This is a genomic window from Mucilaginibacter sp. PAMC 26640, from assembly GCA_001596135.1.
Classification (GTDB): Bacteria; Bacteroidota; Bacteroidia; order Sphingobacteriales; family Sphingobacteriaceae; genus Mucilaginibacter.
In genome coordinates, this window is record CP014773.1 from 4,448,038 (window position 1) to 4,474,281 (window position 26,244).

The 26,244-nt window shown below is 43.0% G+C and carries 21 protein-coding genes and 1 pseudogene; 7 read left to right on the forward strand and 15 right to left on the reverse strand.

The genetic code is table 11. From position 1 onward, the window contains the following. The first annotated feature begins 14 nt into the window (after positions 1–14). Both A0256_19260 and A0256_19265 read left to right on the forward strand, forming a co-directional pair. On the forward strand, positions 15–935 hold the full coding sequence (locus A0256_19260; GenBank protein AMR33405.1) for a hypothetical protein: 921 nt from the start codon (positions 15–17) through the stop codon (positions 933–935). 13 nt (positions 936–948) lie between these two features. Then, entirely contained in the window at positions 949–1,893 is a 945-nt protein-coding gene (locus A0256_19265; GenBank protein ID AMR33406.1) for an ABC transporter permease, read from the forward strand. 106 nt (positions 1,894–1,999) lie between these two features. On the opposite strand, the gene A0256_19270 is transcribed toward A0256_19265, so the two are convergent. The 4 genes from A0256_19270 to A0256_19285 all read right to left on the reverse strand — a co-directional run bounded on the left by A0256_19270 (position 2,000) and on the right by A0256_19285 (position 5,360). Then, the gene (locus A0256_19270; GenBank protein AMR33407.1) at positions 2,000–2,917 is read right to left on the reverse strand and encodes a ribonuclease Z; all 918 of its coding nucleotides are present in this window, start codon (positions 2,915–2,917) and stop codon (positions 2,000–2,002) included. 18 nt (positions 2,918–2,935) lie between these two features. After that, positions 2,936–3,313 carry an anti-anti-sigma factor gene (locus tag A0256_19275; protein AMR33408.1) on the reverse strand — a complete coding sequence of 126 codons (378 nt, stop codon included), beginning with the start codon at positions 3,311–3,313 and terminating at the stop codon, positions 2,936–2,938. 53 nt (positions 3,314–3,366) lie between these two features. Beyond that, positions 3,367–4,311: a phosphoribosylaminoimidazolesuccinocarboxamide synthase gene (locus tag A0256_19280; protein AMR33409.1), complete on the reverse strand. Its 945-nt coding sequence runs from the start codon at positions 4,309–4,311 to the stop codon at positions 3,367–3,369. A gap of 83 nt (positions 4,312–4,394) precedes the next feature. Further along, complete coding sequence (locus tag A0256_19285) at positions 4,395–5,360, reverse strand: phosphate starvation-inducible protein PhoH (GenBank protein AMR33410.1); 966 nt, start codon at positions 5,358–5,360, stop codon at positions 4,395–4,397. A 101-nt stretch (positions 5,361–5,461) separates the two neighbouring features. Here A0256_19285 and A0256_19290 point away from each other — a divergent pair, with 101 nt between their 5' ends. After that, the gene (locus tag A0256_19290; protein AMR33411.1) at positions 5,462–6,241 is read left to right on the forward strand and encodes a hypothetical protein; all 780 of its coding nucleotides are present in this window, start codon (positions 5,462–5,464) and stop codon (positions 6,239–6,241) included. A 116-nt stretch (positions 6,242–6,357) separates the two neighbouring features. Here the strand turns inward: A0256_19290 and A0256_19295 are convergent, their stop codons facing one another. Beyond that, the gene (locus A0256_19295; GenBank protein AMR33412.1) at positions 6,358–6,537 is read right to left on the reverse strand and encodes a hypothetical protein; all 180 of its coding nucleotides are present in this window, start codon (positions 6,535–6,537) and stop codon (positions 6,358–6,360) included. A 45-nt stretch (positions 6,538–6,582) separates the two neighbouring features. Between A0256_19295 and A0256_19300 the strand changes: the two genes are divergently transcribed. The 4 genes from A0256_19300 to A0256_19315 all read left to right on the forward strand — a co-directional run bounded on the left by A0256_19300 (position 6,583) and on the right by A0256_19315 (position 10,451). Beyond that, the gene (locus tag A0256_19300) at positions 6,583–8,415 is read left to right on the forward strand and encodes a multidrug ABC transporter ATP-binding protein (protein AMR33413.1); all 1,833 of its coding nucleotides are present in this window, start codon (positions 6,583–6,585) and stop codon (positions 8,413–8,415) included. Positions 8,416–8,575: 160 nt separating this feature from the next. After that, positions 8,576–9,976: an MBL fold hydrolase gene (locus tag A0256_19305; protein AMR33414.1), complete on the forward strand. Its 1,401-nt coding sequence runs from the start codon at positions 8,576–8,578 to the stop codon at positions 9,974–9,976. A gap of 44 nt (positions 9,977–10,020) precedes the next feature. After that, positions 10,021–10,257, forward strand: a complete 237-nt coding sequence (locus tag A0256_19310; protein ID AMR33415.1) for a hypothetical protein — start codon at positions 10,021–10,023, stop codon at positions 10,255–10,257. Then, positions 10,239–10,451 (forward strand): hypothetical protein, encoded by a 213-nt coding sequence (locus A0256_19315; GenBank protein AMR33416.1) that lies wholly within the window; start codon positions 10,239–10,241, stop codon positions 10,449–10,451. Before A0256_19310 ends, A0256_19315 begins: the two co-directional genes overlap by 19 nt. Positions 10,452–10,733: 282 nt before the next feature. On the opposite strand, the gene A0256_19320 is transcribed toward A0256_19315, so the two are convergent. The 10 genes and pseudogenes from A0256_19320 to A0256_19365 all read right to left on the reverse strand — a co-directional run bounded on the left by A0256_19320 (position 10,734) and on the right by A0256_19365 (position 26,215). Beyond that, positions 10,734–11,462, reverse strand: coding sequence for a Fe-S oxidoreductase (locus A0256_19320; protein AMR33417.1), 729 nt, complete (start codon positions 11,460–11,462; stop codon positions 10,734–10,736). A 10-nt stretch (positions 11,463–11,472) separates the two neighbouring features. Then, complete coding sequence (locus tag A0256_19325) at positions 11,473–12,792, reverse strand: MFS transporter permease (protein ID AMR33418.1); 1,320 nt, start codon at positions 12,790–12,792, stop codon at positions 11,473–11,475. Positions 12,793–13,403: 611 nt separating this feature from the next. Continuing rightward, entirely contained in the window at positions 13,404–14,759 is a 1,356-nt protein-coding gene (locus A0256_19330) for a hypothetical protein (GenBank protein AMR33419.1), read from the reverse strand. Beyond that, positions 14,752–15,546 (reverse strand): hypothetical protein, encoded by a 795-nt coding sequence (locus A0256_19335; protein AMR33420.1) that lies wholly within the window; start codon positions 15,544–15,546, stop codon positions 14,752–14,754. Before A0256_19335 ends, A0256_19330 begins: the two co-directional genes overlap by 8 nt. Positions 15,547–15,610: 64 nt before the next feature. Next, positions 15,611–19,681 (reverse strand): cell cycle protein, encoded by a 4,071-nt coding sequence (locus A0256_19340; GenBank protein AMR33421.1) that lies wholly within the window; start codon positions 19,679–19,681, stop codon positions 15,611–15,613. Continuing rightward, entirely contained in the window at positions 19,668–21,146 is a 1,479-nt protein-coding gene (locus A0256_19345; GenBank protein AMR33422.1) for a hypothetical protein, read from the reverse strand. Before A0256_19345 ends, A0256_19340 begins: the two co-directional genes overlap by 14 nt. Before the next feature lie 95 nt (positions 21,147–21,241). Then, positions 21,242–22,201 carry a hypothetical protein gene (locus tag A0256_19350; GenBank protein ID AMR33423.1) on the reverse strand — a complete coding sequence of 320 codons (960 nt, stop codon included), beginning with the start codon at positions 22,199–22,201 and terminating at the stop codon, positions 21,242–21,244. 579 nt (positions 22,202–22,780) lie between these two features. Then, positions 22,781–23,668 (reverse strand): annotated as a pseudogene (locus tag A0256_19355) (serine/threonine protein kinase). A 127-nt stretch (positions 23,669–23,795) separates the two neighbouring features. Next, complete coding sequence (locus tag A0256_19360) at positions 23,796–24,977, reverse strand: hypothetical protein (protein AMR33424.1); 1,182 nt, start codon at positions 24,975–24,977, stop codon at positions 23,796–23,798. A 74-nt stretch (positions 24,978–25,051) separates the two neighbouring features. Further along, positions 25,052–26,215 carry a phosphohydrolase gene (locus A0256_19365; GenBank protein AMR33425.1) on the reverse strand — a complete coding sequence of 388 codons (1,164 nt, stop codon included), beginning with the start codon at positions 26,213–26,215 and terminating at the stop codon, positions 25,052–25,054. Positions 26,216–26,244 lie beyond the last annotated feature (29 nt).

The window sequence follows — 26,244 nt, forward strand, 5'->3', positions numbered from 1 at the left end:
AGCGTTCAAACATAATGAAAAATAAAATATTGAACAGGTTGAAAAAATTGATTTCAGGCGTTGGGGCTTTATTAATATGCTTCTCATTATTCTCTTTCACAACAAAAACCCCGGCAAAAAAAGATACTATACTTAACAGCTTTAAATTTAAAACTGTCATCATCGATCCTGGTCATGGTGCCAAAGCCAGCGGTGCTGGTCCGGGCCATTATTCCCGTGGTGCCGATGGCTCCTTTTCTTCAGAAAGGAATGTAACGCTTGCTATTGCACTTAAATTGCGAAAAGCTATAGAAAAAGATGTAGCGGGTCTTAAGGCTGTATTAACACGCGAAACTGAAGAAGATGTAGCCTGGGAAAAGCGTGCAGAGATAGCTAATGAGAATAAAGGTAACTTGTTTATTTCCATCCACTGCAATTCGTTATCAAACAAACATATTACAGAAAGAGTAGGCACCCGAAAACGAAAACCGGTTTACCGTACGGTGAGTGTACCTGATAGATCCGGTAAAGGTATTTTGATGCTTATATATGGTTTACATCGCTCCCGCGAGGAAGAAAATGCTATTAAGGAAAACCAGGTAGAGGAAGATTCTGACCTTAACGGAGCCGCCCTTGACCCTAATGACCCTACTACTATTATATTGACTGCAGAGTATAAAAGGAAATTTAGGAAACAAAGTGTAAATATTGCAAACTTTATTAATGATGAAATTGTTCAAAACGACGGAAGGCGTAGCGAAGGCATTAGAGAGCAGGGCATTTATGTGCTTTGCCATGCTGCGATGCCATCTGTACTAGTTGAAACCGGTTATATTAATAACCCCGATGACGAAGCTTATTTAAATTCGGAAGACGGGCAAAATGAAATAGTCGACTCAATAGTACGGGCCATTAAAACATATAAAAATCAGATTGAACAACCGGCAACAAACTAAATCTTAATCTACCTTGAAAATATCAAACGAAACAAAAATTGGCGCACTTACTGCCATATCTATTACGATACTAATCCTTGCCTATAGCTTTCTAAAAGGAAACGACGTTTTTAGCAGCTCAAACAAGTTTTATGCAGTTTACCGGAGTGTAGAAGGCTTAACGGTTTCAAAACCTATACTGGTTAACGGATTCCAGATTGGAATGGTATCAAAAATGCAATTGCATGACGATGGCCGTACGACCGTTGAATTTAAAATTCAAAAGGACTACAAGATCCCCTCAAATACACTCGCTAAGTTAGAAAGCACCGACCTACTGGGCGGAAAGGCAATTGTTTTCGAATTGGGTAACAGCCCGATATTAGCCGAAGACCGGGATACCCTACGGGCTGACATACAGGGTAGCCTGGCGGAAAGTCTGCAGCCGATACAGCGCAAAGCTGAGGTATTGATCAATAAAGTTGACTCTGCAATGGGCGCTATAAACCGGATCCTGAACCCCGACTTTCAAAAAAACGTAGATAAGAGCTTTGCAAGCATTGCTAATTCACTGCAAACTTTGGAAGGAACAACCAAAAAGCTTGATGCACTGGTTGGTGCACAGAGCAGCCACATTAACCAGATCATGAGCAATGCGGAAGCTGTATCAGGTAACTTAAAAACGAGCACGTCGCACTTAGATGGTATCGCTACCAACTTTAAAAAGTTTAGCACAGACCTATCCAATTCCAATATTAAAGAAACGTTAGACAATGCTAATAAGGCCGTAGCGGAGTTACAGGCTACTATTGCCAAAGTGAATGGGAATCAGGGGTCGTTAGGTTTATTGATGAATGACACCAAAGTTTACGACAACTTAAATTCTGCTACAAAAAGCCTGGATAATTTGCTGATCGATGTAAAGGCACATCCTAGCCGTTATGTTAACTTCTCAGTATTTGGTAAAAAAGGAAATTAAGTGCAAAAACTCAATAGATAACTCAAGCCCGGTGCATTAAACATCGGGCTTTTTTTTGCAAAAAATATTGTGGAATCAATAATTAGTGGTAGTAATTCAACACTGATTAGTCTGATATGATAAACGTTCTGCCTTCTGTCGCCAGCTCCGTATTAGGAAAGATGCTTTGGGCTTCGGTCAGCAACTCATCCAGCATTTTATAACGGGCCGAGAAGTGGCCTATGATGAGTTTACCGGCATTTGTACGGGCTGCCACCTCACCTGCCTGCAAAGCTGTTGTATGATGCGTTTGATTTGCCCTGTCTAGCATATCGTTCAAAAAGGTTGCCTCATGATATAGCAATGTAGCAGCGTTTATCTGGGCAAGATACTTTTCCGTATAGAGCGTATCAGAACAATAGGCGTAGGACTTGGGCTCATCTGAATCGTTGGTCAAGGTTTCGTTGCTGAAAACCGTTCCGTCCGGAGCTTCATAATCGCGGCCCTTTTTCAACGCCGTGTAGTACTGCACAGGAATGGCCAATTCTTCGACTTTTTCCTTAATCAGTTTGCGAAGACGTTTCTTTTGTTTAAACAGAAAGCCTGTTGTTGGAATACGGTGATCAAGCGGGATTGTCTCGACTGTGATATCCTGATTGTCCAGAATCAATTCACTTCTGTCAGCAGAAGTAAAAACGTACTCTAAAGGATAATGGAGCGTAGTTTCTGATACGCGCAACTGCAAATCTACGATCTCTTTTAAAGCGGGCGGGCAAAACAACCTGAGTGCCTTCTTGCGCCCGTTCAGGTGCAGGGACGATAACAAGCCGACTAAGCCGAGGTAATGGTCGCCGTGGAGGTGACTGATAAAAATATAGTCTATCCGGCTGCCCTTAATATCGAAGCGCAGCATTTGTTGTTGGGTACCCTCTGCACAGTCAACAAGGTACAATTTCTCATTGATATTGAGTATCTGCGCTGTAGGGTTACGGTTAAATATGGGGGTTGCAGAGCTGCTGCCCAGTATCGTTACTTCGAATTTCATACCGGGTTAAGGAGCTAACTATCTGATTTCTCTTTTTAATTCTTTTTCGATCTCATCCATAAAAATAAGGTCGATAGCCTCTTCACAGGTTGGGACGATGGCTAGAACGTTGTCTAATTGTGATATGGTTACTAAACGTGCAACAGCCTCATTAAGACCGGTGAGAATAAACGAACCATTGGAATTTTTACAAAGACGGTGACCAACCAACAAACTACTCAAGCCTGACGAATCGGCAAACTTAACTTGCGAAAGATCTAAAACGATATTGCGCTGCCCTTCAGTATTGATCAGGATAAGCTCTGACTTTAACTGAGGGGTAACTAATGAATTTAATTTTGATTCGTTAAGCTTAATAAGGATGTACTTCTCGTGCTTATCAACTGTATATTTCATTTTATGCTATTGAGAGTATAAAGATATAATTTATTTATCTCTAATTAAAAAAATTACAAATCTGCCAGCGCAATATTGATATTTCGCTCTACCCGCTGTAGAACATCCTCATCTCCTGGTTTTACAAATGCCTCACCTGTAATTTGCTGATATAGTTCGATGTATCGCTCAGAGATCGATAAAATAATCTCCCGCGTCATTTCTGGTACCTTTTGGCCGTCTTTGCCCTGAAAACCATTTTCGATAAGCCACTTACGAACAAACTCTTTGGACAGCTGTTTTTGTGGCTCGTCATTGGCCTGGCGTTCGGCGTATCCGTCACTATAAAAATACCGCGAAGAATCCGGCGTGTGGATCTCGTCTATGAGATAGATCTGGTCGCCAACCTTACCAAATTCATATTTTGTGTCCACTAAGATTAGCCCCTGCCCTGCTGCAATTTCGGTTCCCCGTTCAAAAAGCTGGCGGGTAAAAGTTTCCAGTTGGTTGTAATCTTCTTCGGATACAATTCCTTTAGCCAAGATATCCTCCCGAGAAATATCTTCATCGTGCCCAACAGAGGCTTTGGTAGTAGGGGTGATAATTGGCTCTGGTAAAATATCATTTTCTTTCAATCCTTCGGGCAATGTTACGCCGCAAACCTGGCGTTTTCCCAATGCATATTCACGTGCTGCATGCCCGGCCAGGTAACCCCGGATCACCATTTCTACCTTGAATGGCTCGCAAATACGGCCAATGGTAACACTTGGGTCGGGAACGTTAAGGACCCAGTTTGGCACAATATCAGCAGTCGCTTTAAGGAACTTGGCTGCTATTTGGTTAAGCACTTGTCCTTTGAACGGAATTGGCTCCGGCAGCACCACATCAAATGCGGATATCCTGTCGGTAACCACCATAGCCAGGTACTGATTGTCAATGGTATAAACATCGCGTACTTTGCCTTTGTAAAAGGCTGTTTGCGATGGGAAATTAAAATTTGTTTCTTTTATAGCATTCATTGTTGTAGTAGTTAGTATCATGTATCAAGTAGGTAGTACCCGTATCTTAATCATGATACTCGATACTAATTACTTGCTACTGCTTACTGTATATCTCCGTAAGCCTCCAGTATGCGGCGAACCAATTTGTGCCGTACTACATCTTCACCGCTAAGATATACAATGTCGATACCTTTGATATCGGTTAGGATGCGCAGGGCGGTATATAAACCCGATTGCTGTTTCTTAGGAAGATCTATTTGCGTAACATCGCCGGTTACAATAAACTTAGCCGACGGCCCCATACGGGTTAAAAACATCTTTAATTGCATATCGGTAGCGTTTTGCGCCTCATCCAATATCACAAAGCAATTATCAAGGGTACGGCCCCGCATAAAGGCCAGCGGTGCAATCTCGATGGTGCGGTTCTCTAAATAAAGCTTCAACTTTTCTGCCGGGATCATATCATCCAGTGCATCGTATAGGGGGCGCAGGTACGGGTCTATCTTTTCCTTTAGATCGCCCGGTAAAAACCCCAGGTTCTCCCCTGCCTCTACAGCCGGGCGGGTTAAAATAATTCTTTTAATCTCTTTATTTTTTAAGGCTCTCACTGCTAATGCAACCGCGGTGTAGGTTTTACCGGTACCGGCAGGGCCAATCGCAAAAAGAATATCGCTTTTACCAATGCCATCAACCATTCGGTGCTGGTTAGTAGTGCGTGCACGAACCATTATGCCATTAGGCCCAAAAACCAATACCTCGCCACTGGCAAATTTATCTGCAGCAGCAGGTTCGCCAGTTGATGATGCAGGTTTTGGCTTGGTGCCAAGAATGCGCTCCACATCTATAGCCGTTAGGGTGTCGTATTTTTCCAGATGTTCTACCAGGCGATCAAACTTTTCCTGGAAAACGGCTAACTCATTCTCGTCACCCAAAACCTTTACTTCGCTGCCTCGTGCAACTATTTTAAGCTTAGGGTATTGCTTTCTAATGATCTCGAAATGGTCGTTATTAGGGCCCCACAAAACAGCGGGATTTACTTGTTCAATTGATAGTTTTAGCTCGTTCAATACTAATTGATTTTTTCAGTTGCAGATTTTTATGAATTAAAAATTGAATATTTGCACCTTTAAATGCTTACACAAGATTAGCAATAAATATTATAAAATTAATGGCAATTATAACTTTAACTACTGACCTTGGCGATAAAGACATTTATCAGGCCGCCCTTAAAGGTAGTATTTTAAAGTTACTGCCAACCGTAAATATAGTAGATATAACTAACAATGTTGCCCCTTTTAACGTGCAGCAAGCCGCTTTTATTTTAAAGAACAGCTTCTACTACTTCCCCGATGAAACGGTGCATCTGATAGGTATTGACACCGTTTACAACAACTATACACGCTACCTGGCCATCCGTTATAAAAATCATTTTTTTGTTGGTGCCGATAACGGGATCTTTTCGCTAATGTTTGCCGAAACGGAACCTGCCGAGATTGTAGAGATCAATATTATGCAGGACCTAAAATTCCTGCACTTTCCGCTAGCAGATATTTTTGTAAAGGCTGCCTGCCATTTGGCTAACGGCGGTGCTTTGGCGGAAATTGGAATCCCGGTGGATGGCGTAGAAAATAAAATGAACCTGCAGCCTACCGTTGATAAAAACCTCATCAAAGGCGTTGTAATTTATATCGATTCTTTCCAGAACGTGATCACCAATATCACTAAAGAATTTTTTAACCGCATACAGCAGGGACGCCGCTTTGTACTTTACTTTAAGCGCAATGAAACCATCAACCACCTCAGCTGGCATTACAACGAAGTGCCCGAAGGGGAAAAGTTATGCCTCTTCGGCATCAGCGACCACCTGGAGATCGCTATAAACAAAGGCAACGCCAGCGGGCTGCTAGGACTGAATTTGGGAGATAGTGTTATTATAGATTTTGGATAGGCTCAAATAAAAATAAGGACATGCTTTCAATCAGCTAACAGAAAACTTACGGAATAAGCTGAAAACGATCTTAGTTTTGCTGGCAACATTTTGATTAAGCAGACCAATAACATCCATCACAAATTTGATATATGCAAATGGTTGCCCAGGCATTTTGTACACACCTCACCTGACTCTTTCATTACAATCAACCTATGGTAAAGGATGAAATGCGATGCTTTGCCAACGCTAAATATGGAGGCGTTTTTACCCCTTCTCACTGCTGCGTCAATTTTATAAATAGTGCCTGAATACATCAATTAAACCATTAGTTTTGCAGGTTGATAAACGGATACTAACCCATGGCAAGAGGACGATTGAATAGTGGTGCAAAAGCTGAAGCTGAATTACCTAAGGCAAAGATAAATAAGCAAAGTCTTCATAACGTAGGTAAATTACTTAGTTACATTAAGCCATATCGCGCAAAATTTATTGGCGGCATGCTTTTTTTGGTTCTTTCCAGCCTTGTGGGCCTGGCCTTCCCAGGTTTTTTTGGCGCTTTGATAGACGCTTCCCAAGGCGTTCAGCGGCTTGGATTTGTACCTGCCGACCTGAAAAAAATTGGCGAAGTAGCTATAGTTGTCTTATTTTTACAGGGATTTGTTTCTTATTTCCGTATCACCTGGTTTGTTCAGGTAGCAGAAAAATCGCTGGCTAACATTCGACGAGATACTTATTTTAAATTGATTACGCTCCCCATGAATTTTTTCGCCAACAGGCGGGTGGGCGAACTAAATAGTCGCATATCGGCGGATCTATCCCAAATTCAGGAGGCATTGACCACTACGTTTGCAGAAATGATCCGGCAGGTGATCATTTTAATTGGCGGTATTATTCTGCTGATCATTATATCATGGAAACTCACCATCGCTTTACTGGTAATCCTCCCCTTTTTGATTGTTACGGCTATCATATTCGGCAAATTTATCAGGGGCATTTCCAGGGAGGCACAGGATCAGCTAGCCGAATCAAATACCATTGTGGAAGAGACGCTACAGGGGATTGCCAATGTTAAAGCATTTGTAAACGAAGCATTTGAAGCCGGCAGGTATGATAAAACCTTGCAGCGCGTGGTATCTATCGCTGTGAAAGGTGCAAAATATCGTGGCATGTTCGGGGCATTTATCGTGTTCTGCCTTTTCGGAACGGTTTTTTGCGAAATATGGTATGGATCTTACCTGGTATCTATCCATGATAAGGGATTAACCTTTGGCCAGTTAACCAACTTTATAGTATATGCTGCATTCATCAGCGCTGCCATGGGTAGCCTGCCTGATTTGTACGCTAATATGCAAAAGGCTGTGGGTGCAACCGAGCGGGTGCTGGAGATCCTGGATGAAACCGGAGAAAATGTATCCATCAATGCCAGTGAGAATGAAATTAAGCAGAATATCAACGGCAACTTATCTTTTGTTGATGTTGCATTTGCTTATCCTTCCCGGTCGGAGTTGACAGTGCTTAATAAGGTGTCCTTCGAAGCTAAAGCCGGCCAGCGGGTAGCTATTGTGGGCCCAAGCGGTTCAGGTAAATCTACTACAGCCGCACTTATCCTGCAATTTTACCATCCGCAGAGCGGAACGATCCTTTTTGACGGGAAACCAGCAGAGGAATATGCGCTGACAGATATCCGTAACCAGGTTGCGATAGTGCCGCAAGACGTGCTATTGTTTGGCGGGACTATTTTAGAAAACATTGCCTACGGAAAATTAAATGCTTCGAAAGAAGAAATCATCCAGGCTGCTAAACGCGCGAATGCCGATCAGTTTATTACTTCATTTCCAGAGGCTTATGAAACGGTTGTTGGGGAACGCGGTGTAAAATTATCCGGCGGGCAACGCCAGCGAATCGCCATTGCACGCGCATTGTTAAAAAATCCTGCTATCTTAATCCTGGATGAGGCAACCTCGTCATTAGATTCTGAATCGGAACGTTTGGTGCAGGAGGCTTTGGAAGAGTTAATGAAAGGGCGTACCTCTATCATTATCGCCCACCGCCTGTCCACTATCCGCGAAGCAGACAGGATCATTGTACTGGAAAAAGGTAACATCATCGAAAACGGAACTCACCAGGAACTGGTAGCCAACGAACAAGGCTTGTACAGATATTTAAGCCAGTTGCAGTATGAGGTTCATTAGCTTACTGCGTCGGTAGTTCATTGTTATACAAGCATTGAACACTGCAACCCTAAACATTGAACGACAGAATTAAAAAATGAGGTTTGTTAGGCGGGTTTATCAGCATAGCTATCAGTTATGCTGATAAAAAATTGAGCTAATAAACCAATGAACTAACAACATGAAACTAACTATACACGGGGCGGCCCGTCAGGTAACCGGCAGTATGCATTTACTGCAGGTTGGCCAGTATAATATATTAATTGATTGTGGCCTTGATTACGAAAAGGATCACAACTTACAGGTAAACGAAGATTTTGGTTTCGACCCCGAAAAGATTGATGTAGTGGTTTTAACACATGCACATATCGATCATTCGGGCAACTTGCCCACACTGGTACGGATGGGGTTTAGTGGTCAGATCCTGTGCACCCCTCCCACTGCCGATCTCACGGAGTTATTACTGATAGATTCGGTAAATATATTCCTGCAAAAAGCCAACAAAGGCCGTCATAGCCGCAAACGCCATAAACATAGCAACAGCAGTGGGCCCCAGCCGTTATACCTGCAAAAGCATGTAATGGACACCGTTGAACGATTTGTTACCATTGGTTACAACAAACCGTTCCGCATCAACGGAGATATTGAATTAACATTTATCCCGGCTGGGCATTTGTTAGGAGCAGCTGCCGCTGTATTCAATGTTATTGAGGATGATATTGAAAAATCTATTGCCTTTACCGGCGATATTGGTCGTAAAAATTACCCTGTATTGAACGACCCCGAACCATTGCCGCCGGTAGACTATATCGTAAGCGAATCTACCTATGGAGGGAGAATGCACACCAAAGGTAAATCTGTTGAGGAAACCCTGGTGGAAACGATAGATAAAGTGTGCATCAAGGAACAAGGAAGGCTCATCATACCGGCATTCAGTATTGGGCGCACACAATCGCTTGTTTTTGCTTTAAACAAGATCTTTAGCAGCGGCTTATTACCGCCTGTGGCCATCTTTGTAGATAGCCCGATGGCTACCCGTGCAACGGACATCTTCCGCAAACATCATCATTTGGTAAACCCGGAAGCGCAGGAGTTTTACAACAAACAGGGTGACGAATTTGATTTCGACAACCTGACTTACGTAGAGACGCTTAAAGACAGCCGCCAGGTATCCAACTATTATGAGCCTTGTATTATCATATCTTCGGCAGGAATGCTGGAAGGCGGCAGGATCCAGGACCATCTTTTTTATAACATCCAGAATTATTACTGTACTATCCTGTTTATTGGGTATTGCGCTAAAGGTACATTGGGCTACAGGCTCTTGCGCGGTGACCCAATTGTACACATCAAAGACCGCGATCTGTCTGTTTATGCTACCATTAAACAAACAGACGTACTAAGTGCACACGGAGATCATGAGGACTTAGTGAACAATATAAAGCACCAGGCGGCGGATAAGCTTAAAGGCGTATTTTTGGTACATGGCGAAGCAGGAAGTATGCAACTTTTGGCGGAAACGCTGGAACACGACGGTTATCAAGTAACGATACCTGAGAAGAGTGTGACTTACGAGTTGTAGATGGAGAAATTAAAAGTTAAATTTGTTAGGTAACTTTTTAAACGATGGTGAAAACGATACTCACACCTAAAGACCGGGATATATCAATCCATATTCCCGAAAGCTATGTTGGCAAACAAATAGAGATTGTACTATACGCACTTGATGAGGTAAAATCTACTCAATCACCTGCACAAGTCCATGTTGCCTTTAGAGGAGCATTGAAACTATCAGTTGAAGAGCATGCTGATCTACAACAGCATTTAAAAGATATTCGTAACGAATGGAACAACGATATTTAGCTGATACTAATTTGGTTATCGATTACCTTGAGAACAATCTACCCGAATACGCCAACAAATTGGTTGATAACATTAAGTTTCAGATTTCGATTATAAGCCGCATTGAATTATTAGCATGGCCTAAAGCGACTGAAGACCAATTAAGTATATTGAAGAGTTTTTATCGATACATCAAAGGTATTTGCTTTAGATGAGTTTGTTGTTTAAAAATCGATAGAAATCAGAAAAAAGTATAAATTAGAACTGCCCGATGCTATTATTGCAGCTACTGCCTTAGTTAATAACCTAACGCTATTAACACGCAACCTTGCCGATTTTAAAAAAGTAATAGAATTAAAATCGATCAACCTTAATGCAGGTTAATTTATTAATGACTTGTTGTTGAAACTAAATTGTCGCGCCAGCCTTCAATACAGTGCGGCAAGCAGGTTTCGAATTTTTTGAGATACACATTCTTTAGATCCCGAATTGAGATATTACACATTCCCCCACCCGTTTGCCAATACATCGGCAATATGGATAGTTTTTATCGGCAGGTTGTATTTATCGATGTAACCCTGAAGATGTAGCAGGCAGGAAGTGTCTGTGGATATAATGTAATCGGCTTTGGCATCAATGGCATGATAAACTTTTTGCTGCGCCATTGCAGATGAAATACCATCAAACTTTACCGCGAAGGTCCCGCCGAAACCGCAGCAGGCTTCTCCATCTTTTAAATCAACCAATTCCAAACCTAAAACCTTTGACAGGAGTTGCCGGGGTTCATCTTTAATTTTGCATTCCCGCAAACCTGCACAACTATCGTGATAAACGGCACGGCCGTCCAGTTCGGCACCAAAGTAATCTACCTGTAGTATGTTCACCAGGAAATCGCTCAGCTCGTAAATATTCCCCTGGATGCTCCGGCATTTATTGTGTGAGGTGGTATTGGTGAAAAGGTCGTTATAATAATTACGCACCATGCCGGTGCAGGATGCAGATGGGGAAACGATCACGCTATCTGCCGGAAAATCGTTTAAAAATTTACTACCCACCGCTTTTGCTTCATCCCAAAATCCAGCATTAAAGGCAGGCTGGCCGCAGCAAGTTTGTTCGGGGTTATAATTAACCGTACAACCGGCTTTCTCAAGCACCTTCACCGTATTAAAGGCAGTATCTGGATATAGTTGATCTATAAAACACGGGATAAACAACTCTACGGTCATCAGCACAAAATTATACAGCGCTAAATTCCGAATTTTTATTTAATTTCTTTTCTGTTGCCAGTAACAAAAGCAAAAAGACCAGCCCAACTATAAAAAATCCGCATAAGGCTATGGTAGAATTACGCATATTTCCTGTTATCTCCTCTATAAAGCCAAAGCTGAACAACCCGGCGACAATGGCCAACTTTTCAGTCACATCGTAAAAGCTAAAAAAGGAGGCTGTATCAGCGATATTCGGTGGCAGATATTTTGAATAGGTAGACCGCGACATGGATTGAATTCCCCCCATCACCAAACCAACAATCACTGCGATAACGTAGAACTCAATTTTTGTGGTTGTAAAATAAGCACCCATACATACCCCGATCCAAATGCAAACGGTTAAAATTAACACCTTTAGGTTTCCAATTTTATCAGAAAGGCGAGACATCAGCGTGGCACCTAATATTGCTACCACCTGAATGATCAAGATAATGATGATCAACTCGGGAGTATCCATTTTAAGTTCCTTTGCAGCGAACGCGGTTGCAACCAGCATGATCGTTTGAACACCCATGGAATAAAAGAAAAAAGCCGGTAGAAAACCTCTAAGCATGGGCATACCTTTGAGCTTTACCCAAACTTTGCCCAACTCGATAAAGCCTAACCGAATAACATCGTGCTGGTGAGATTTTGCATTTGGGCTGCCTTTTGGCAACACTTTAAACGGAATCATAGCAAAACCTATCCACCAGAGCCCGGTTAGCAGAAAAGACAACCGCGCCGCGCTACCTTTATCCAAATGAAACGTCTCAGGGAACAAAACAAATACAAAACAAATTAGCTGTAGCAATACGCTGCCAATGTAACCGTAGGTGAAGCCTTTTGCGCTTACCCTATCCTGCATATTTACCGATGCAATCTCCGGCAGATAGGAATTATAAAAAACAAAACCTCCGCTATATCCTATTGCAGCCACTGCAAAGCAGATAATACCGCGCTCGATATGCTGATCATCGAAAAAGAAAAGCCCACAACACGCTAACGACCCTAAAACGGTAAAAAATTGCATGAACACTTTTTTATTACCCCTATAATCAGCTATTGAACTCAGTATGGGCAGCAAAAAAACCATGATGAGGTAGGCAAAAGATAAGGCATAATCCTGCAGGACCGTATTGATAAAATTATGTCCCAAAAATTGCACCATGTTGCCATTGTCGTCATTAGTGGTTATTGCCACATAATATGCGGGGAAAATAGTAGTGGTGATCACCAGGTTATAGGCAGAATTAGCCCAATCGAACATGGCCCAGGCATTGATGACCTTTTCGTCGTTTTTAACTTGCATTGTGTTTTAAAAGTATGCAAAAAAATTAATTTCACACTATCAGAGTGAAATGTTATCATTTTCTTCAAACCGGTTAAAATTAAATGGGTTAGCTACAAAAAAATTTCAGACTTGGAAGCCGAAATCAGGTATTGCATAAGTTTGATCGTTTTTCAATAATTTGCTACCGAAATAGGTATCTGACAGCTATTATTACAATTTTGTATATTAGTAATATGTCAAAACAAAAAAGCGAGCTACCTCAGTCTGAAGCCATACAGGCAATAACGGAGACCGAACGTTTAAAAAAAGATGTTTATCGCTCTGATATGGAGAAATTTCGGCTTTTTACTGATATGCTCCGTCGTAATGCAGTATTGAAAAAAGCAATAATTCGCCACAAATAATGGACATGCTGGATGATGAATTATTAAAATTCTGGAGAAGCCTTAATAATAATGAGGTGGCATATATTTTGGTAGGCGGCTTTGCCACCAGATTTCATGGGTTTAACCGGGCTACTGATGATTTGGATCTGTAACTAGATGATACTAATCAAGAATTTGATTACAAATCGGTAATAATTCGCAAAATATTTCACTGTTAACGCAAAACCTACTTTAGTAACCGGTTTAAAAGATTCCTAAAAACTTCTTCCTTTTCTTTTTTACATGTGTTGCCGCCGCCTTTTTCCGTACAGTAGTTGAGGCTTTTGCAATCGAATCTGCTTTTAGTTTGGCCACCTGCAATTCGCGCTTGCGGTTTGCGGCATCCAGGTCATATCGTTTGACGAAGATAACCGATTGGTATGGATTTACTTTACCCGTTGAAATATAAGGATCAAAGCCATCGGCAACCGGTGTTTTATGAGTAAGTGCCGAATAGGCATACAGCCCGATAAATAATATCGATATGGTGATCAATGCCAAAAAGAGCCCCCTTGACATGTGTACAACTCCGGCATCCATCTTCAGCATCCCTACTTTTGCAGGGTCGCTTCGTTCAAATAGCTGGGTTTGCAATTTTTCGTTTTGCCCCTGCAATGTAGATGGGCCAAGAGGCGATACTTCTGTACCAGGAGCTGCAAGACTACCGTTAACAATAGCAGTATGTAACTCGCTGCCATCAGTAAAACGATGCTCTGGCTTTTTTTCCAAGCATTTTAAAATAAGTTTGAGTAACCATTCCGGCACCTGCAGTTCTACGGTACTTTTGTAGGTTTCCCAGCTTTCCGGCAGGTTTGCTTTGCGCAAAGCAATCGGATCTGGAATCTTCTCTTCCAGGTGTTTTATCATCACGGCATTCCTACCCGTATCACCGTTACCCGGCAATGGAAATGGTACCTGGCCGGCTAGTAACTCATACAAAATTACACCATAGCTATATACATCTGTTTGGGTAAGCATAACACCGTCATGCTGTTCAGGCGCCATAAACTCTATAGCTCCGGCATTCCGGATACTGCTCCTACGCTGCTCTTCCGTCATGATAGCCAGCCCAAAATCGAGCAAAATGTAATTGCCTGTATTAGTACTGTATTTTACATTATTACTTTTTAGGTCGCCATGTTTAACGCCAACTTTATGGCAGTGTGCCAGTGCACAGGCCAGCTGGTCGGCAACTTTTAATAACTCTTTAAGGGTAAAGATTTTTTCGTGAGGCGGTTGCAGCAATTCGCTCAGATCGGGCCCCTCGATGTATTCCATTTCTATAAAAGGAAATGAACCACTTTCGGTAATGCCAAAACTCAGCATTTTTACAACGTTGGGATTGGGGATCTCGTTTACCTTCTGGAGCTTGGCTACTTCATTTTGAAAATTGCGATAGTTTTTATCGTCACCGTTTTCCGCATACACGGGGGTGGGTATAAGCTTAACTGCCGAATAAATCAACCCTGTTCTCCTGCCCTTGTACACAGATCCCTGCCCCCCGGTTCGCAAGGCACCCAAATTTTCCAAACCATCTGCTATGGTAAAAACTTTACTCATTTGTAAGTGGTTGGTAGCTAAATTCTAAAACTGCAGATTCACCCAATATCACCTGATCACCTTCTTGTAAGCCATGCCCTATAGTTGGCGAGTGTAATTTAATCACATTTTCATTTTTAGCTTCGCGGATTTTCACCTTGTTACGCGGCGGCACACCACCATCATCTGCAAAAAGCATAAAGCGCTGGTTCTCCACATCCCACTCGATGTGCGCGTGTTGCCTGCTCACATATTTGTTTGCCGCGTTACCACTTTCTGAAGGAAAAGCGATTTGATTGGTGCGAAAGAAACCATCATCTGCCTGCGCCCGCTTGTCCCTGCCTATATTGATCTTGTATGCGCCCGATGTTAATTTGTACTCTGCCAGTTCTGTTTCACCATTAAGAACCCTCACGTACGCTGTTGCTATTTGCTTGATAAAATGCTTGCTGGTTTTAATAAAAAATGCAGCATCAAGGTTTTTAAGCTTAACGGCTTCTTCGGGTACCTGTTCGTCAAAAAAAACGTCAAGTATCCAGCGTTCGGGTAAACCTAAGTCGTAATCGTCGGCTATTTTTTGTACCTCATCTTTAAATTTACCAGGCTCCTCGGCGTACACAGCCGCCTCGTACATATGCCTGTCGGATGTATTGCAGGTAAGATATAGCGAAAGACCTTTGATATTGCTTCCTTCTCCCCCTTCCGCTTTTTGCAGCTCTTGTTTGATGAATTGCAATAAGGAGTTTCGTACGCCTTTCACATCGTCCGGGCGATCACTAGCATCACTGCCGAATAGATTAAATATCATGTTATTCCAGTATAATTTTATTTACGAATGTGCTATAAATACATTCGTGTCACTTTAATCCCGTTTAATTTATTTGATCAACTATACCCTTAATGTAGCCTTTTTTCAGCAGATATGGTATCACATGTTTCCCTGCCAGCTTTACCGCATCCGATGACCCCTTTGTAGATTCAATCCGAACACAAACTACGATGTTTCCTCCACCCCTTTGCTTCGGTGCGAAGAAAACATACCAGCCATCATTTATTTGCTGTTTTTTCCAGATGCGCTCCGGCGTACCCGTTTTACCCGCAACAGCGATGCCAAGTGTATAAGTTTTAGGCGCGCTCTGTTCTATCATGTAATGACGCATCAGCCGGGCGTATTGCGGATCATTGGCTATCCTAATACCCGGGTGTACCGTTGTAGCCGAATCGCTAAATTTCAATACAAACCTATTATTAGGCATGGTACCATTATTAGCGATACCTGATGCAAGCCTCGCAACAGAAGCAGGTGTAGCAATTAATTCACCCTGCCCCCATGACATTCCGGAAATACCTTTAGCTCTGGTACGGCGGATATTGTTAGGATCATACCTTGGCTTGGTATTAAACTCTGTTTTGCGCCATAGTGCGCGCCATTTTTCTTCCTGTGCAGCATTTTCTTTTTGCCTGCCGAAGTAATAACCGCCTACACCATGTAAAAACATACCAGTTTGCATATATAATGTAGCCATTTCTTCCTGCAAATGCTCCTGATTAGCTAACTTGATAAAGTATACGTTATTCGACTTTACAACCGCTTGCTCTAAGGAAATCAAACCGGTCTCATCCGGCTCCAAGCCTTTGGTACGAATCCGCTCGAAATCTGCCACCGGAAATTTCTTATTTGCTGCAGCCATCCCTATTTTATTAAATGATGCCAGCGAGGTAATCAGTTTAGCCGTAGAACCAGGCTGTGAGGCGTAAGTAAAGCCCAAGTCTGTCGTGGTCATCCATTGGCTGAGTTGATTTTGTTCTGCTGTACTCATAGTCAGGTTTTCCCAGTCGTGAACTGGCGGCAGCGGATACACAGAGGACGCCAGCACATCGCCGGTGTTAGATTCCATCACCACAACAGATACACGGTTATCCAAAAGCGATGTATCGGTCTCCATCGATTTTTGAATACTGGTTTGCAAACCGGCATCCATAGTTAACTGTACATCACGGTTGCGCTGTTTAAAAGAGTCTACCGCCATACTATTGATGCCAGCCAATAACAATGGAGAAAGTGCGCTATAGTCTTTTTTAACTACTGTCATTTCCTTTACCCCCCTCGCCAGGAAACGGTCTTCACGATACCGGTTAGCGGTAACGTTGTAATTAGTGGTCGGTAATTTAAAACCGCGCAATTCAGCAGCGTGTTCATATTCAGCAAAATAACCATTACTGCTTCCGTTAAACACCCCCGAGTTGCCATCGCCTGTCCAAAAAAACATCTGATCTTCAAACGGATAATACCTGTCGAGCCTTTTGTGCATGGCCGAATCGATATTATAATTACCAACACCGGCGCTTGTTAGTTTAGCGAACTGTTTTTTAACAAGTTCCGCTTTGCTGGTTGCCAGCAATACGCCATCCCTGTCATAAATAGAACCGGCTTGTAACCTATTCATCAATATGGCTATCCGCGGGTTATAGCTAAACATGCGTGCGCCGCTTTTATCGGCTACCAAAGCCGGTTGTACCACCCATTTTTTGTTATCGAACAGATAGCGCGATACATTTACCGTAAGCAAGGCTACCCCCATTACTGCGGCAATTAATGCAGGCACCAGGTTTTTATCTTGTTGTTTGGAGATATACGTCATCTGCACAGGCGTTCCGCGAACCAAAGATGCAGAGAGCAAAAACCCTGAAGCCAGCAGATTAGCCACCAGTGAAGAACCTCCGTAGCTTTGAAAAGGTAGCGACACTCCCGACAATGGCAGCGCCCCGGTAGAACCTCCGGCGATGAGCAGAAACTGCACAAATGTGGAAACCCCCACGCCTGCGCATAAATAGAAAAGAAATGGTGTACCCGTTCGCCGGCCAATGATAATAGAACGGTGTAAATAGAGCAAGAAGAGTAAAAAAATACAAGTAATTCCTGTCCACCCGAACTCCTCACCCATAGAAGGCAGGATCATATCCGTATGTGCCTCGGGAATGGTTTTAGCGAAACCCTCGCCTACACCCTGGCCGGATACGCCACCGCTGGACATCGCCCAAAGCCCGTTTGCTACCTGGTCACCACCATATACTTCGTTGTTCCAGGGATCTATCCAAATGGCTTTACGATCTACCAGTCGCTGCACCGGGCCCGGGAAGATCTTACCCAGATACGGGATCTGGTCGATAGTTAAGAATGCAGCCATAATCACCAGTACCATAATAGCTGATTCGCTGAGTTTCTTCCTTTGAAACAGCATAAGCAAGCCTACCACAACTGTGGTTGCCAGCGCAGAGAGCCAAACATTTTTCAGCACCCACGATGCCATTACATAAACAACTACGGCAATAGCCATGAACATAAAATCGCCCCGTGAAAACGAGAACAGCGCAATAAAGGTAAAACAGACTACCATCGCCGGACCAAGATCCCCCAGCAACAGAAACAGCATTAAGGTTACTAAAATGGCAATAAGCGCAAAGGCAAAGAAAGACCAGCGTTTTGTCCAGCTGGTGTATTCGCTGATCATTTTCTCGTTTGCTGCAAAAAATCCCGCCAGGAAAAGAATAATGAGGTATTTTACAATTTCGCTAGGTTGAAAACCGAAGAGATTAACCTTAACACCGCTTCCTTCCGGCCCTGTTCCAAAACCTATAGTCATTGCAAGCAGGCCGGCAGCAATCACTGCCCATGGCCAGCCATTACCCGCACGGTCATTATTTTTGAATAAGACAACCCGGTAAAACCAGGAATCAGCAGTAAAGCGGCGCATTTTAAAGAACAGCATCACCACCATAGCTATCAGTCCGATACCAAGATATACCAACGAATCTTTAGCGAGAAAACGGTCTCTGAGCGGATCCTGCAAACTGAGCAGGGTTATGAAAGATAGCCCGGTAAGAATCATTACAACCGGCAGAATCAATTGATCTGCCGTGGGGAAGCGCCATGACAGGATAAGATGTACGAATAAAAAAGCGCCGATAAAACTGCCGCCAATAATCCAAAACCATTCATTGAACTCGTTTGGTGTACGGATAATGAGCGATTTTTCTTTTTTTAATATATTAAAATCTCGGGTGGAGAAAAGTCGTACCGTATGCGGTGCCTGGTTAAAGTTAAAAACAGCATCTTCATCCAGTTTTTCGGTACCCTGCGATGTACCGAACTGATAGCCGGGTTGCAGCGGCAGTATCTTAAATGCCTTATTATCTGGCAAGTTTTTGAAGTGGTATTCACCAGATGCATCTGTCCGGGCGTAAGCAGTCAGTTCCTGTAACTTAGGTTTGCCTGCACTATCCGGATACAATGTTTTTTGGAAGCCTTCGCCACGCTGGATTAATGCTTTAACTTCGGCAATTTCTTCATCGTTATAAAGGCTGTCCTGCGGTAAAATCAAATCCAGCCGTATCAAGACTCCTGGCACAGGTACCGTTTTATTCAAGATTGAACCGCTAATGCTGAAGCTCCCCATAGCCAGGTCGGTGGCTTCCGGTAATTTTATGGGAGAAGTTTTTTCGCTAACGAACAACGCCGAGTCTGCCCCGGTGTAGCCTAATAATGACCTCGAAGCTTTTACCCTTGCTTTAAAAGATTCGCCACCTGCGGCAAAGGCATCATCTGCCACTATGTAATATTTTTTCTTATTTAGTTCACCTACATTGTCAATTTTTACACCGATACCGATATTATCACCAACCGTCTTCGTAATCAGATCGATGTCACGCTTATCGTCAAAATAATAGCCCTTGCTGAGCAGCCGGTGAATTTCGCCGGCTGGGTCTTTATCGTTAAGGTTTACCATTGTGCCTTCAGCCAGGCGTTTATCTACATCGGTGAAACGCAGTTGCAATACGGTGTACAAGCGGTAAAATAGTAACGAAAAAAGAATGGCCACAAGCAATAAAAACACCCGCTCTTTACCGCGGCCAGGGGCGGCTTGTGGCTTAACGTTTTCCATTGACAGACTTAGCGGGTTTGTTTTTTACAGAATCAGCGTATAGTACAGTCACCGGAAAACCTTCATTAATGGCCCTACCCGGGGGGAACAGAAAAGATTTTTGTAAGTCTGTTCCGCAAGTTACAAAAACTACGTTCCGCAGTTTTACGTCACTGTTAAAAGCACTAACACCTACCTTAAAACCTTGGATTTTAATATTTTCAAACCCGGTAGTTATAGCTTTAGATGAGATGAAAAACGCCGGGCCTTTGTAATTTGTATCGGCTTGTAAAATAAGATTCCCTTTAACTTTTATAAAGAGCCTGGGCTTGCTGATATCAATTGTATCGGAAATGATCACAGGTTGCTTGTATGCTGTATCCACAAGCGTCAGCGTGTCACCTTTTGCCATGTTAATCGCATTTTGCAGCTGAATTTCCTGGGCGTTTCTCGGCTCCTTGTCGGTGACTTTTGCTATTGCTGTAATAGTCGTTTGTCGGTTGGTTTCTTTTTGCCACTGGAGATAATAATAAATGGCTGCTCCTAAAAACGTTAGGCAAAGTATGGTGAGTATAACGGTCAATAAACTGCTGCTTTTTGCGGGCATTGCTTCTTTCTTTTTTTCAATTATTGGGGATGGGCTAACATTAATAGACCCGTTGTTAGTTTTTACACTGGCGGGCGGTTCCTGGCTTTCTTTTAACTCTACTGTTGGTGCTGTTAAATTGGTCTGCAGTGATGGCTTATCGTTTTGCACTAGCACCACCGTGATATTGTCATGCCCGCCGTTTTTGTTGGCAGCAGTGATTAAATTATTGGCTTTTTCCTGCAGGGAAATCTTTTGCGTAATAATATCAGTGATGTCACCTTTATTCACCATGTCGGTAAGGCCATCGCTGCAAAGCAGCAGCATATCGCCCGATAAGAACGGCGATTGTCCGGTTTCAATAAAACTTTCGTCAGCATCTATTTGGCTGGTAAAGCCCAGTGCCTTATTGATTTCGTTCCGTTTGGGGTGATCCATCGCTTCACGCTCCGTTAAACGGCCGGAATCTTCCAGGAAACCTACAAATGAATGGTCTTTAGAAATCTTAACAAGTGTAGTATCGCGCAGCAAATAAAGCCGCGTATCGCCCACGTGGGCATAGTAGAATAAGTTTTTGCCGCTGTCAATAACGGCCATTGTAGCTACACAGGCCATGCTATCCAGCTCTTTTACTTCTTGCTTTTTGGCAGAGATAGCGTTATTAGCCTTCTTAAACGCTTCCATCATAGCAGGTATGATATCACCTGTGTAGTCGCTCAGGTGGTTAAGCATTTGCTCGCGTGCTATGGCTGCAGCTACCTCGCCACCGTTGTAGCCGCCTACGCCATCAATCACGGTAGCCAATATCAGCTGGCTGCCCATCTTTTGCGCAATAAAGGTATCCTCATTATTACTGCGTACCTTACCTGTATCGGTTAATCCAAAAAAGTTTTCAGCCATTATTTTTACCGGAATTTTTTATGTCGACGAAATGAGTGGCCAGCAGGCATACTACTAATGTCAATAAACCTATGGATAAGATATGGGACATAAGCTTATGATTTAAAAAGATTTAAACCGATGATACCATTTAATAAAATGCGAGAGTTAACAGGCAGATCAACCCACTTCGGCGCGTTAATATCACTCGTAGGAACAGACATTTCATTAAGCGTAGTCATCTCGCCGAAGGATGCCAGGTAAAATTTACCGTCGGCTTTATTATAGCGTACCTGTAAATGCGGGGTATTTACCCACTCCGATGGCACCTTGAAAATATTTGATTCTTCCCTGGTTTCGTCACTGCCGGATACGATCACGTCATCATCCTTCATTAAATACTCTACCTTTTTACCGGCGAACTGCTTATCGGGTATAATCGTTTCAAAGCGGGCGATGCTTTTATCCGGTTGTTTTATCGATTCCTTTTCGCTGTATTCCAGATCTTCCTGGTAAGGGATCTCGAAATAGCCTTCGCTGTAATAAGTAAATCCCTTTAATATATCCTGATTGACATCAAAAGTTTGGGCGATACCGGTTTGGCGGGGGATAAAAGTTACCCTTAAATTTTCGTCTTTTTTGGCAGGTTCATTATTATCAGGCAAAAGTTTACCCATAAACCCTTTATCTCCGCGCTGGTAATCCGGGTGCGACACTAAACGGAAAACCCATTTGGAGCCAGATGGCTGTACTCTTTTGCCGGCCAACCGGTACTCGCTCAGGATTTCATAAAATTTCTTTACTGTTTCCTGAACGATAAGACCGAAGAGCCCCTGTTTGGTTTCCACAAACTCGCGGTAATCTTCAGCATTAAAACTGATTATGAACTCGTGATAAAAAACAACTCTGTCGGCAAAAGAGAGATCTTTAATAGAATCCCTGAATTTATCCACGATGTAACTGTAAACGCTATCCGGTGTAAGTGCGGGTATCTTGCCATTCACGCCGCTGCTTTCGGTTGTTAAAAACCAATCCTGTATACCTATTCGCTGCCAAAAATTGGGTTTCGATTCCATTGTGATTCTTAAGGTAATTATGTTTTTATAGAACTTGAAATTTTATTAGTTGTTTGAAACAAATACAATTTTCACTGTATCAATTTAATTCGCTGTGTCTGTCCTCACTGTGTCTCTTCTGGCATTTGCCATGCTGTCGGTGGTCGCTTTGATCAGGCTATCTCTTAATCTTTTTATCGAATCTTTACGTTGCTGCCTGAGGTACACATCATTTGCCGGCACATCATTGTTTTGTGGGTTGCTCATTGCCGCTGTATCCATTTTGGTTGGTACAGAATCCTGCACTACAGTTGTACCATTTGGCAAACGGGCATCTTTCTTAATAAATACTGAAAAAATGGAGAAGCATACAAACAGCATTAGTAAACCAACCAGCGCATTAAAAGCGAGCTTGGATACCACCATTTTAGATTCGTCATCACTTTGCAGCGGCGCTATCCTATCATCAGGCTCGGCCGTCTCCAATGCCAGCACTTGGGCCTGTAATTTTTTGTTTTCGCTTTTTAAAGCATCCAACTCTGGTTTCGATACGGCTGCAATCTTGGGCAAGGCATTTTCTGCCGATAGACTTCCTGCAGAAATAGCATCGTGTACCGCTGTACCATCTGCATACCGGTCTTCCGGTTTCTTTTGCAGGCATCTGGCAATAACGTTTAGCAACCAGCCGGGCACTTGCATTTCCTGGCGCATTTTAGCTTCAGGCCATTCTTCAGGCAGGTTCAACTTACGAAGTTTGATCGGATCGGGCACTTCAGATTCCATATGCCCCAGCATCACCGCGTTTCGGCCGGTATCTCCCTCGCCAATTAAGGGGAATGGCACTTGGCCGGTAAGCAATTCAAACAGGATCACGCCATAGCTATAAACATCAGTTTGCAGCAGCATTTTACCTTCGTGTTGCTCCGGTGCCATAAATTCGGCGGCACCAGCATGGCGGATACTGCTGCGTCGCTGCTCCTCACTCATAATGGCGAGTCCAAAATCTAACAGTACATAATTACCGGTGTGAATGTTGTATTTTACATTATTGCTTTTGATATCGCCATGCTTGACTCCCACCTTATGGCAATGCGACAAAGCGCAGGCCAATTGGTCGGCTACTTTAAGCAATTCTTTTAGGGTGAAGATCTTTTCATGCGGCGGGGCTAGTAATTCATTCAGATCCGGCCCATCAATGTATTCCATTTCGATGAATGGAAACGAACCGCTTTCGGTAACCCCGGAACTTAAAATTTTTACAATATTGGGATTAGGGATCTCATTTACCTTCTGCAGCTTGGCAACTTCGTTTTGGAAATTGCGGTAATTTTTATCATCGCCGCTTTCGGTATGAATTGGTGTCGGGATCAGTTTAACCGCAGAATAAATAATTCCCGTTCGCTTACCTTTGTATACAGAACCCTGGCCACCTGTGCGCAATGCGCCAAGGTTTTCCAAACCCTCTGCTATTGTAAATACTTTACTCATCTATGTTTATCAAAAAAATATCAGGGTGATATGCCTACCCCAGAAACGAATATCCGACCATGAAATTACAATAAAGCCTTCGCTTTGTTATAAGGATTTTAAAATAAGCAAAGAGCATAGCTCAACATTACCGCTTTAAGGGCGACTGGCTTTTCCCAAAAATACTTCTGAAGATGCTTAAGCTGTGGCTGTAAATTTTTAATGCAAAAGGGTGGTGCTTATAAAGCAAAACGGCAAAAACAGTAAGAGCCAGTAGTATACCAAATGATAGCAATAAACCCCAGAATACAAATTTGGAGATTTGAATTTTTGAGGCTTCGGAATGATCATTTGTTAGTTCGGCCGACTTTACTGATACATTCCTGGTAACTGGCAAATCTACCGATAGGGTATTGCCGAATTGGGTTTGATGCAGGGCCAATGACTTGTATAAAGCATCACCATTAGGATATCTATCGCCCGGATTTTTTTGCAGGCATTTGTAAATCAGCTTAACCAGCCATTCAGGCACACTCGTTTCCCTATCTATTTGCTCTGCTGACCATCCCGCCGGCATATTGCCTTTTCGTTTTTCAAGCAGATCGGGTATCGGCGCGTTCATGTGCTGCAACATTATAGTGTTGCGGCCATTTTGACCTTCGTTATCTAAAGGAAATGGCACCTCACCCGCCAGTAATTCATATAAAATGATACCGAAACTATAAACGTCTGTTTGCAGCAGCATTTTGCCATCGTATTGTTCAGGAGCCATAAATTCAACCGCTCCGGCAGTGCGCATACTGCTCCGGCGCTGTTCTTCGGTCATTATAGCCAAACCAAAATCTAGCAGCACATAGTTTCCACTGTGTATATTGTATTTTATATTATTGCTTTTGATATCGCCATGTTTCACGCCCAATTTGTGGCAATGCGCCAAGGCATAGGCCAACTGGTCGGCTACTTTAAGCAATTCCTTTATGGTAAATATCTTATCGTTTGGTGTGTGCAGTAATTCTCCAAGATCTGGCCCGTCTATGTACTCCATCTCGATAAATGGAAAAGAGCCGCTTTCGGTTAATCCCCAACCCAGGATCTTTACTATATTAGGATTAGGAAACTCGTTTACCTTTTGCAGCTTGGCTACCTCGCTTTGGAAGTTGCGATAATTTTTATCATCAGCTATATTTTCCGCATAAATTGGAGTAGGGATGAGTTTAATAGCCGAATAAATAAAGCCGGTACGCCTGCCCTTGTAAACAGAGCCTTGCCCGCCGGTGCGTAAAGCACCCATATTTTCCAGGCCCTCTGCTATCGTAAATACTTTACTCATTGTTGGGCCAAGATAACCAACCTGGATCAGTATCAGGGTAAAACTTTACACAGAAATATCTCTATGATTGTCGGTTATTTTTTCTTCAGTGTTATCACCGTAATTTCTGGCCAGATCCCCACCCTGCCCTTCAATCCCAGGAAACCAAAACCGCGGTTTACGTACAGATACCTCCCTGCCTTTTCGTAAAGGCCGGCCCATTGTTCGTAAACATATTTTATTGGGCTCCATTTAAAGCCAAACAGCTCGATACCAAACTGGGCACCATGGGTATGGCCCGATAATGTAAGATGGATGTGTTGTTTATGGCTCAGCGTAACGGCATCCCAGTGGGATGGATCATGAGACATCAGTATTTTAAAGGAACCGGCAGGAACATTCGCTGAAGCTTTATCCAGATCGCCGTATTTGTGAAAACCACCTTTTCCCCAATTCTCTACCCCGATAAGTGCTATGCTTTGGCCGTCTTTATTAACACGTACGGCTTCATTCAAGAGTAAGCTAAACCCAATCTGCCCATGTACAGCTTTAAGCCGGTTTAGGTTAGCGGACTTGGCCTCCTTACTCTCCCATTTCATGTAATCACCATAATCATGATTACCCAGTATCGAATACTTCCCATATGGCGCGGTCAATTCAGAGAATGCCGGGATCCACAGATCCATTTCCGATGCGGCATTATTCACCAGGTCGCCGGTGAATAAGATCAGGTCGCTTTTCTGGGCGTTAACCATAGCTATTCCTTTATTTACTCCTTTTGCACTCGTGAAACTTCCTGAGTGAATATCCGATAATTGTGTCAGGGTAAAACCGTCGAAAGCCTCCGGAAGATCATTAAAGTACAAGGTTTCTTTGTGTAAACGGTAATCATGCCGGCCAAAGGTCAGCCCGTATAGCAACCCAAAAAAAGGCACTGCAGCAATGGCAACAGCCAGTTCGCTCACCCAAACACTTCTCGGCATAAAACCGCTGAACAAGCGGGTGATATCTTCCAGCAGCAGTACCGGTACCCCGGCTATTTTAGGCACAATGGACAAAAGCACCAGCGTCATTAATACCGGAACAAAACGGGTTTGGCGCGTTAAAATTATCAATACGAAGCCGCAGATGATCAGCAAATCTATCAACCAATAGGCCTGTAATATCAGTGGATTAGCGGTAAGCGTTGAAACGGCATGGTAAAAATAAGGATCTGCCACCAGGATGATGAGCAATAAAAGAGGGATTCGTTTTTTCATTTCTACAACTATAGACGAATGAAATCGAA

What these genes read in the sequence shown, in the direction of transcription:
- A0256_19290 (AMR33411.1), top strand. Translation starts at nt 5,462, where the DNA reads ATGGCAATTATAACTTTAACTACTGACCTTGGCGATAAAGACATTTAT.
- A0256_19340 (AMR33421.1), bottom strand. Translation starts at nt 19,681, where the DNA reads ATGGAAAACGTTAAGCCACAAGCCGCCCCTGGCCGCGGTAAAGAGCGG.
- A0256_19275 (AMR33408.1), bottom strand. Translation starts at nt 3,313, where the DNA reads ATGAAATATACAGTTGATAAGCACGAGAAGTACATCCTTATTAAGCTT.
- A0256_19260 (AMR33405.1), top strand. Translation starts at nt 15, where the DNA reads ATGAAAAATAAAATATTGAACAGGTTGAAAAAATTGATTTCAGGCGTT.
- A0256_19305 (AMR33414.1), top strand. Translation starts at nt 8,576, where the DNA reads ATGAAACTAACTATACACGGGGCGGCCCGTCAGGTAACCGGCAGTATG.
- A0256_19300 (AMR33413.1), top strand. Translation starts at nt 6,583, where the DNA reads ATGGCAAGAGGACGATTGAATAGTGGTGCAAAAGCTGAAGCTGAATTA.
- A0256_19365 (AMR33425.1), bottom strand. Translation starts at nt 26,215, where the DNA reads ATGAAAAAACGAATCCCTCTTTTATTGCTCATCATCCTGGTGGCAGAT.
- A0256_19315 (AMR33416.1), top strand. Translation starts at nt 10,239, where the DNA reads ATGGAACAACGATATTTAGCTGATACTAATTTGGTTATCGATTACCTT.
- A0256_19350 (AMR33423.1), bottom strand. Translation starts at nt 22,201, where the DNA reads ATGGAATCGAAACCCAATTTTTGGCAGCGAATAGGTATACAGGATTGG.
- A0256_19360 (AMR33424.1), bottom strand. Translation starts at nt 24,977, where the DNA reads ATGAGTAAAGTATTTACGATAGCAGAGGGCCTGGAAAATATGGGTGCT.
- A0256_19345 (AMR33422.1), bottom strand. Translation starts at nt 21,146, where the DNA reads ATGGCTGAAAACTTTTTTGGATTAACCGATACAGGTAAGGTACGCAGT.
- A0256_19295 (AMR33412.1), bottom strand. Translation starts at nt 6,537, where the DNA reads ATGTATTCAGGCACTATTTATAAAATTGACGCAGCAGTGAGAAGGGGT.
- A0256_19335 (AMR33420.1), bottom strand. Translation starts at nt 15,546, where the DNA reads ATGATATTTAATCTATTCGGCAGTGATGCTAGTGATCGCCCGGACGAT.
- A0256_19330 (AMR33419.1), bottom strand. Translation starts at nt 14,759, where the DNA reads ATGAGTAAAGTTTTTACCATAGCAGATGGTTTGGAAAATTTGGGTGCC.
- A0256_19325 (AMR33418.1), bottom strand. Translation starts at nt 12,792, where the DNA reads ATGCAAGTTAAAAACGACGAAAAGGTCATCAATGCCTGGGCCATGTTC.
- A0256_19270 (AMR33407.1), bottom strand. Translation starts at nt 2,917, where the DNA reads ATGAAATTCGAAGTAACGATACTGGGCAGCAGCTCTGCAACCCCCATA.
- A0256_19310 (AMR33415.1), top strand. Translation starts at nt 10,021, where the DNA reads ATGGTGAAAACGATACTCACACCTAAAGACCGGGATATATCAATCCAT.
- A0256_19280 (AMR33409.1), bottom strand. Translation starts at nt 4,311, where the DNA reads ATGAATGCTATAAAAGAAACAAATTTTAATTTCCCATCGCAAACAGCC.
- A0256_19320 (AMR33417.1), bottom strand. Translation starts at nt 11,462, where the DNA reads ATGACCGTAGAGTTGTTTATCCCGTGTTTTATAGATCAACTATATCCA.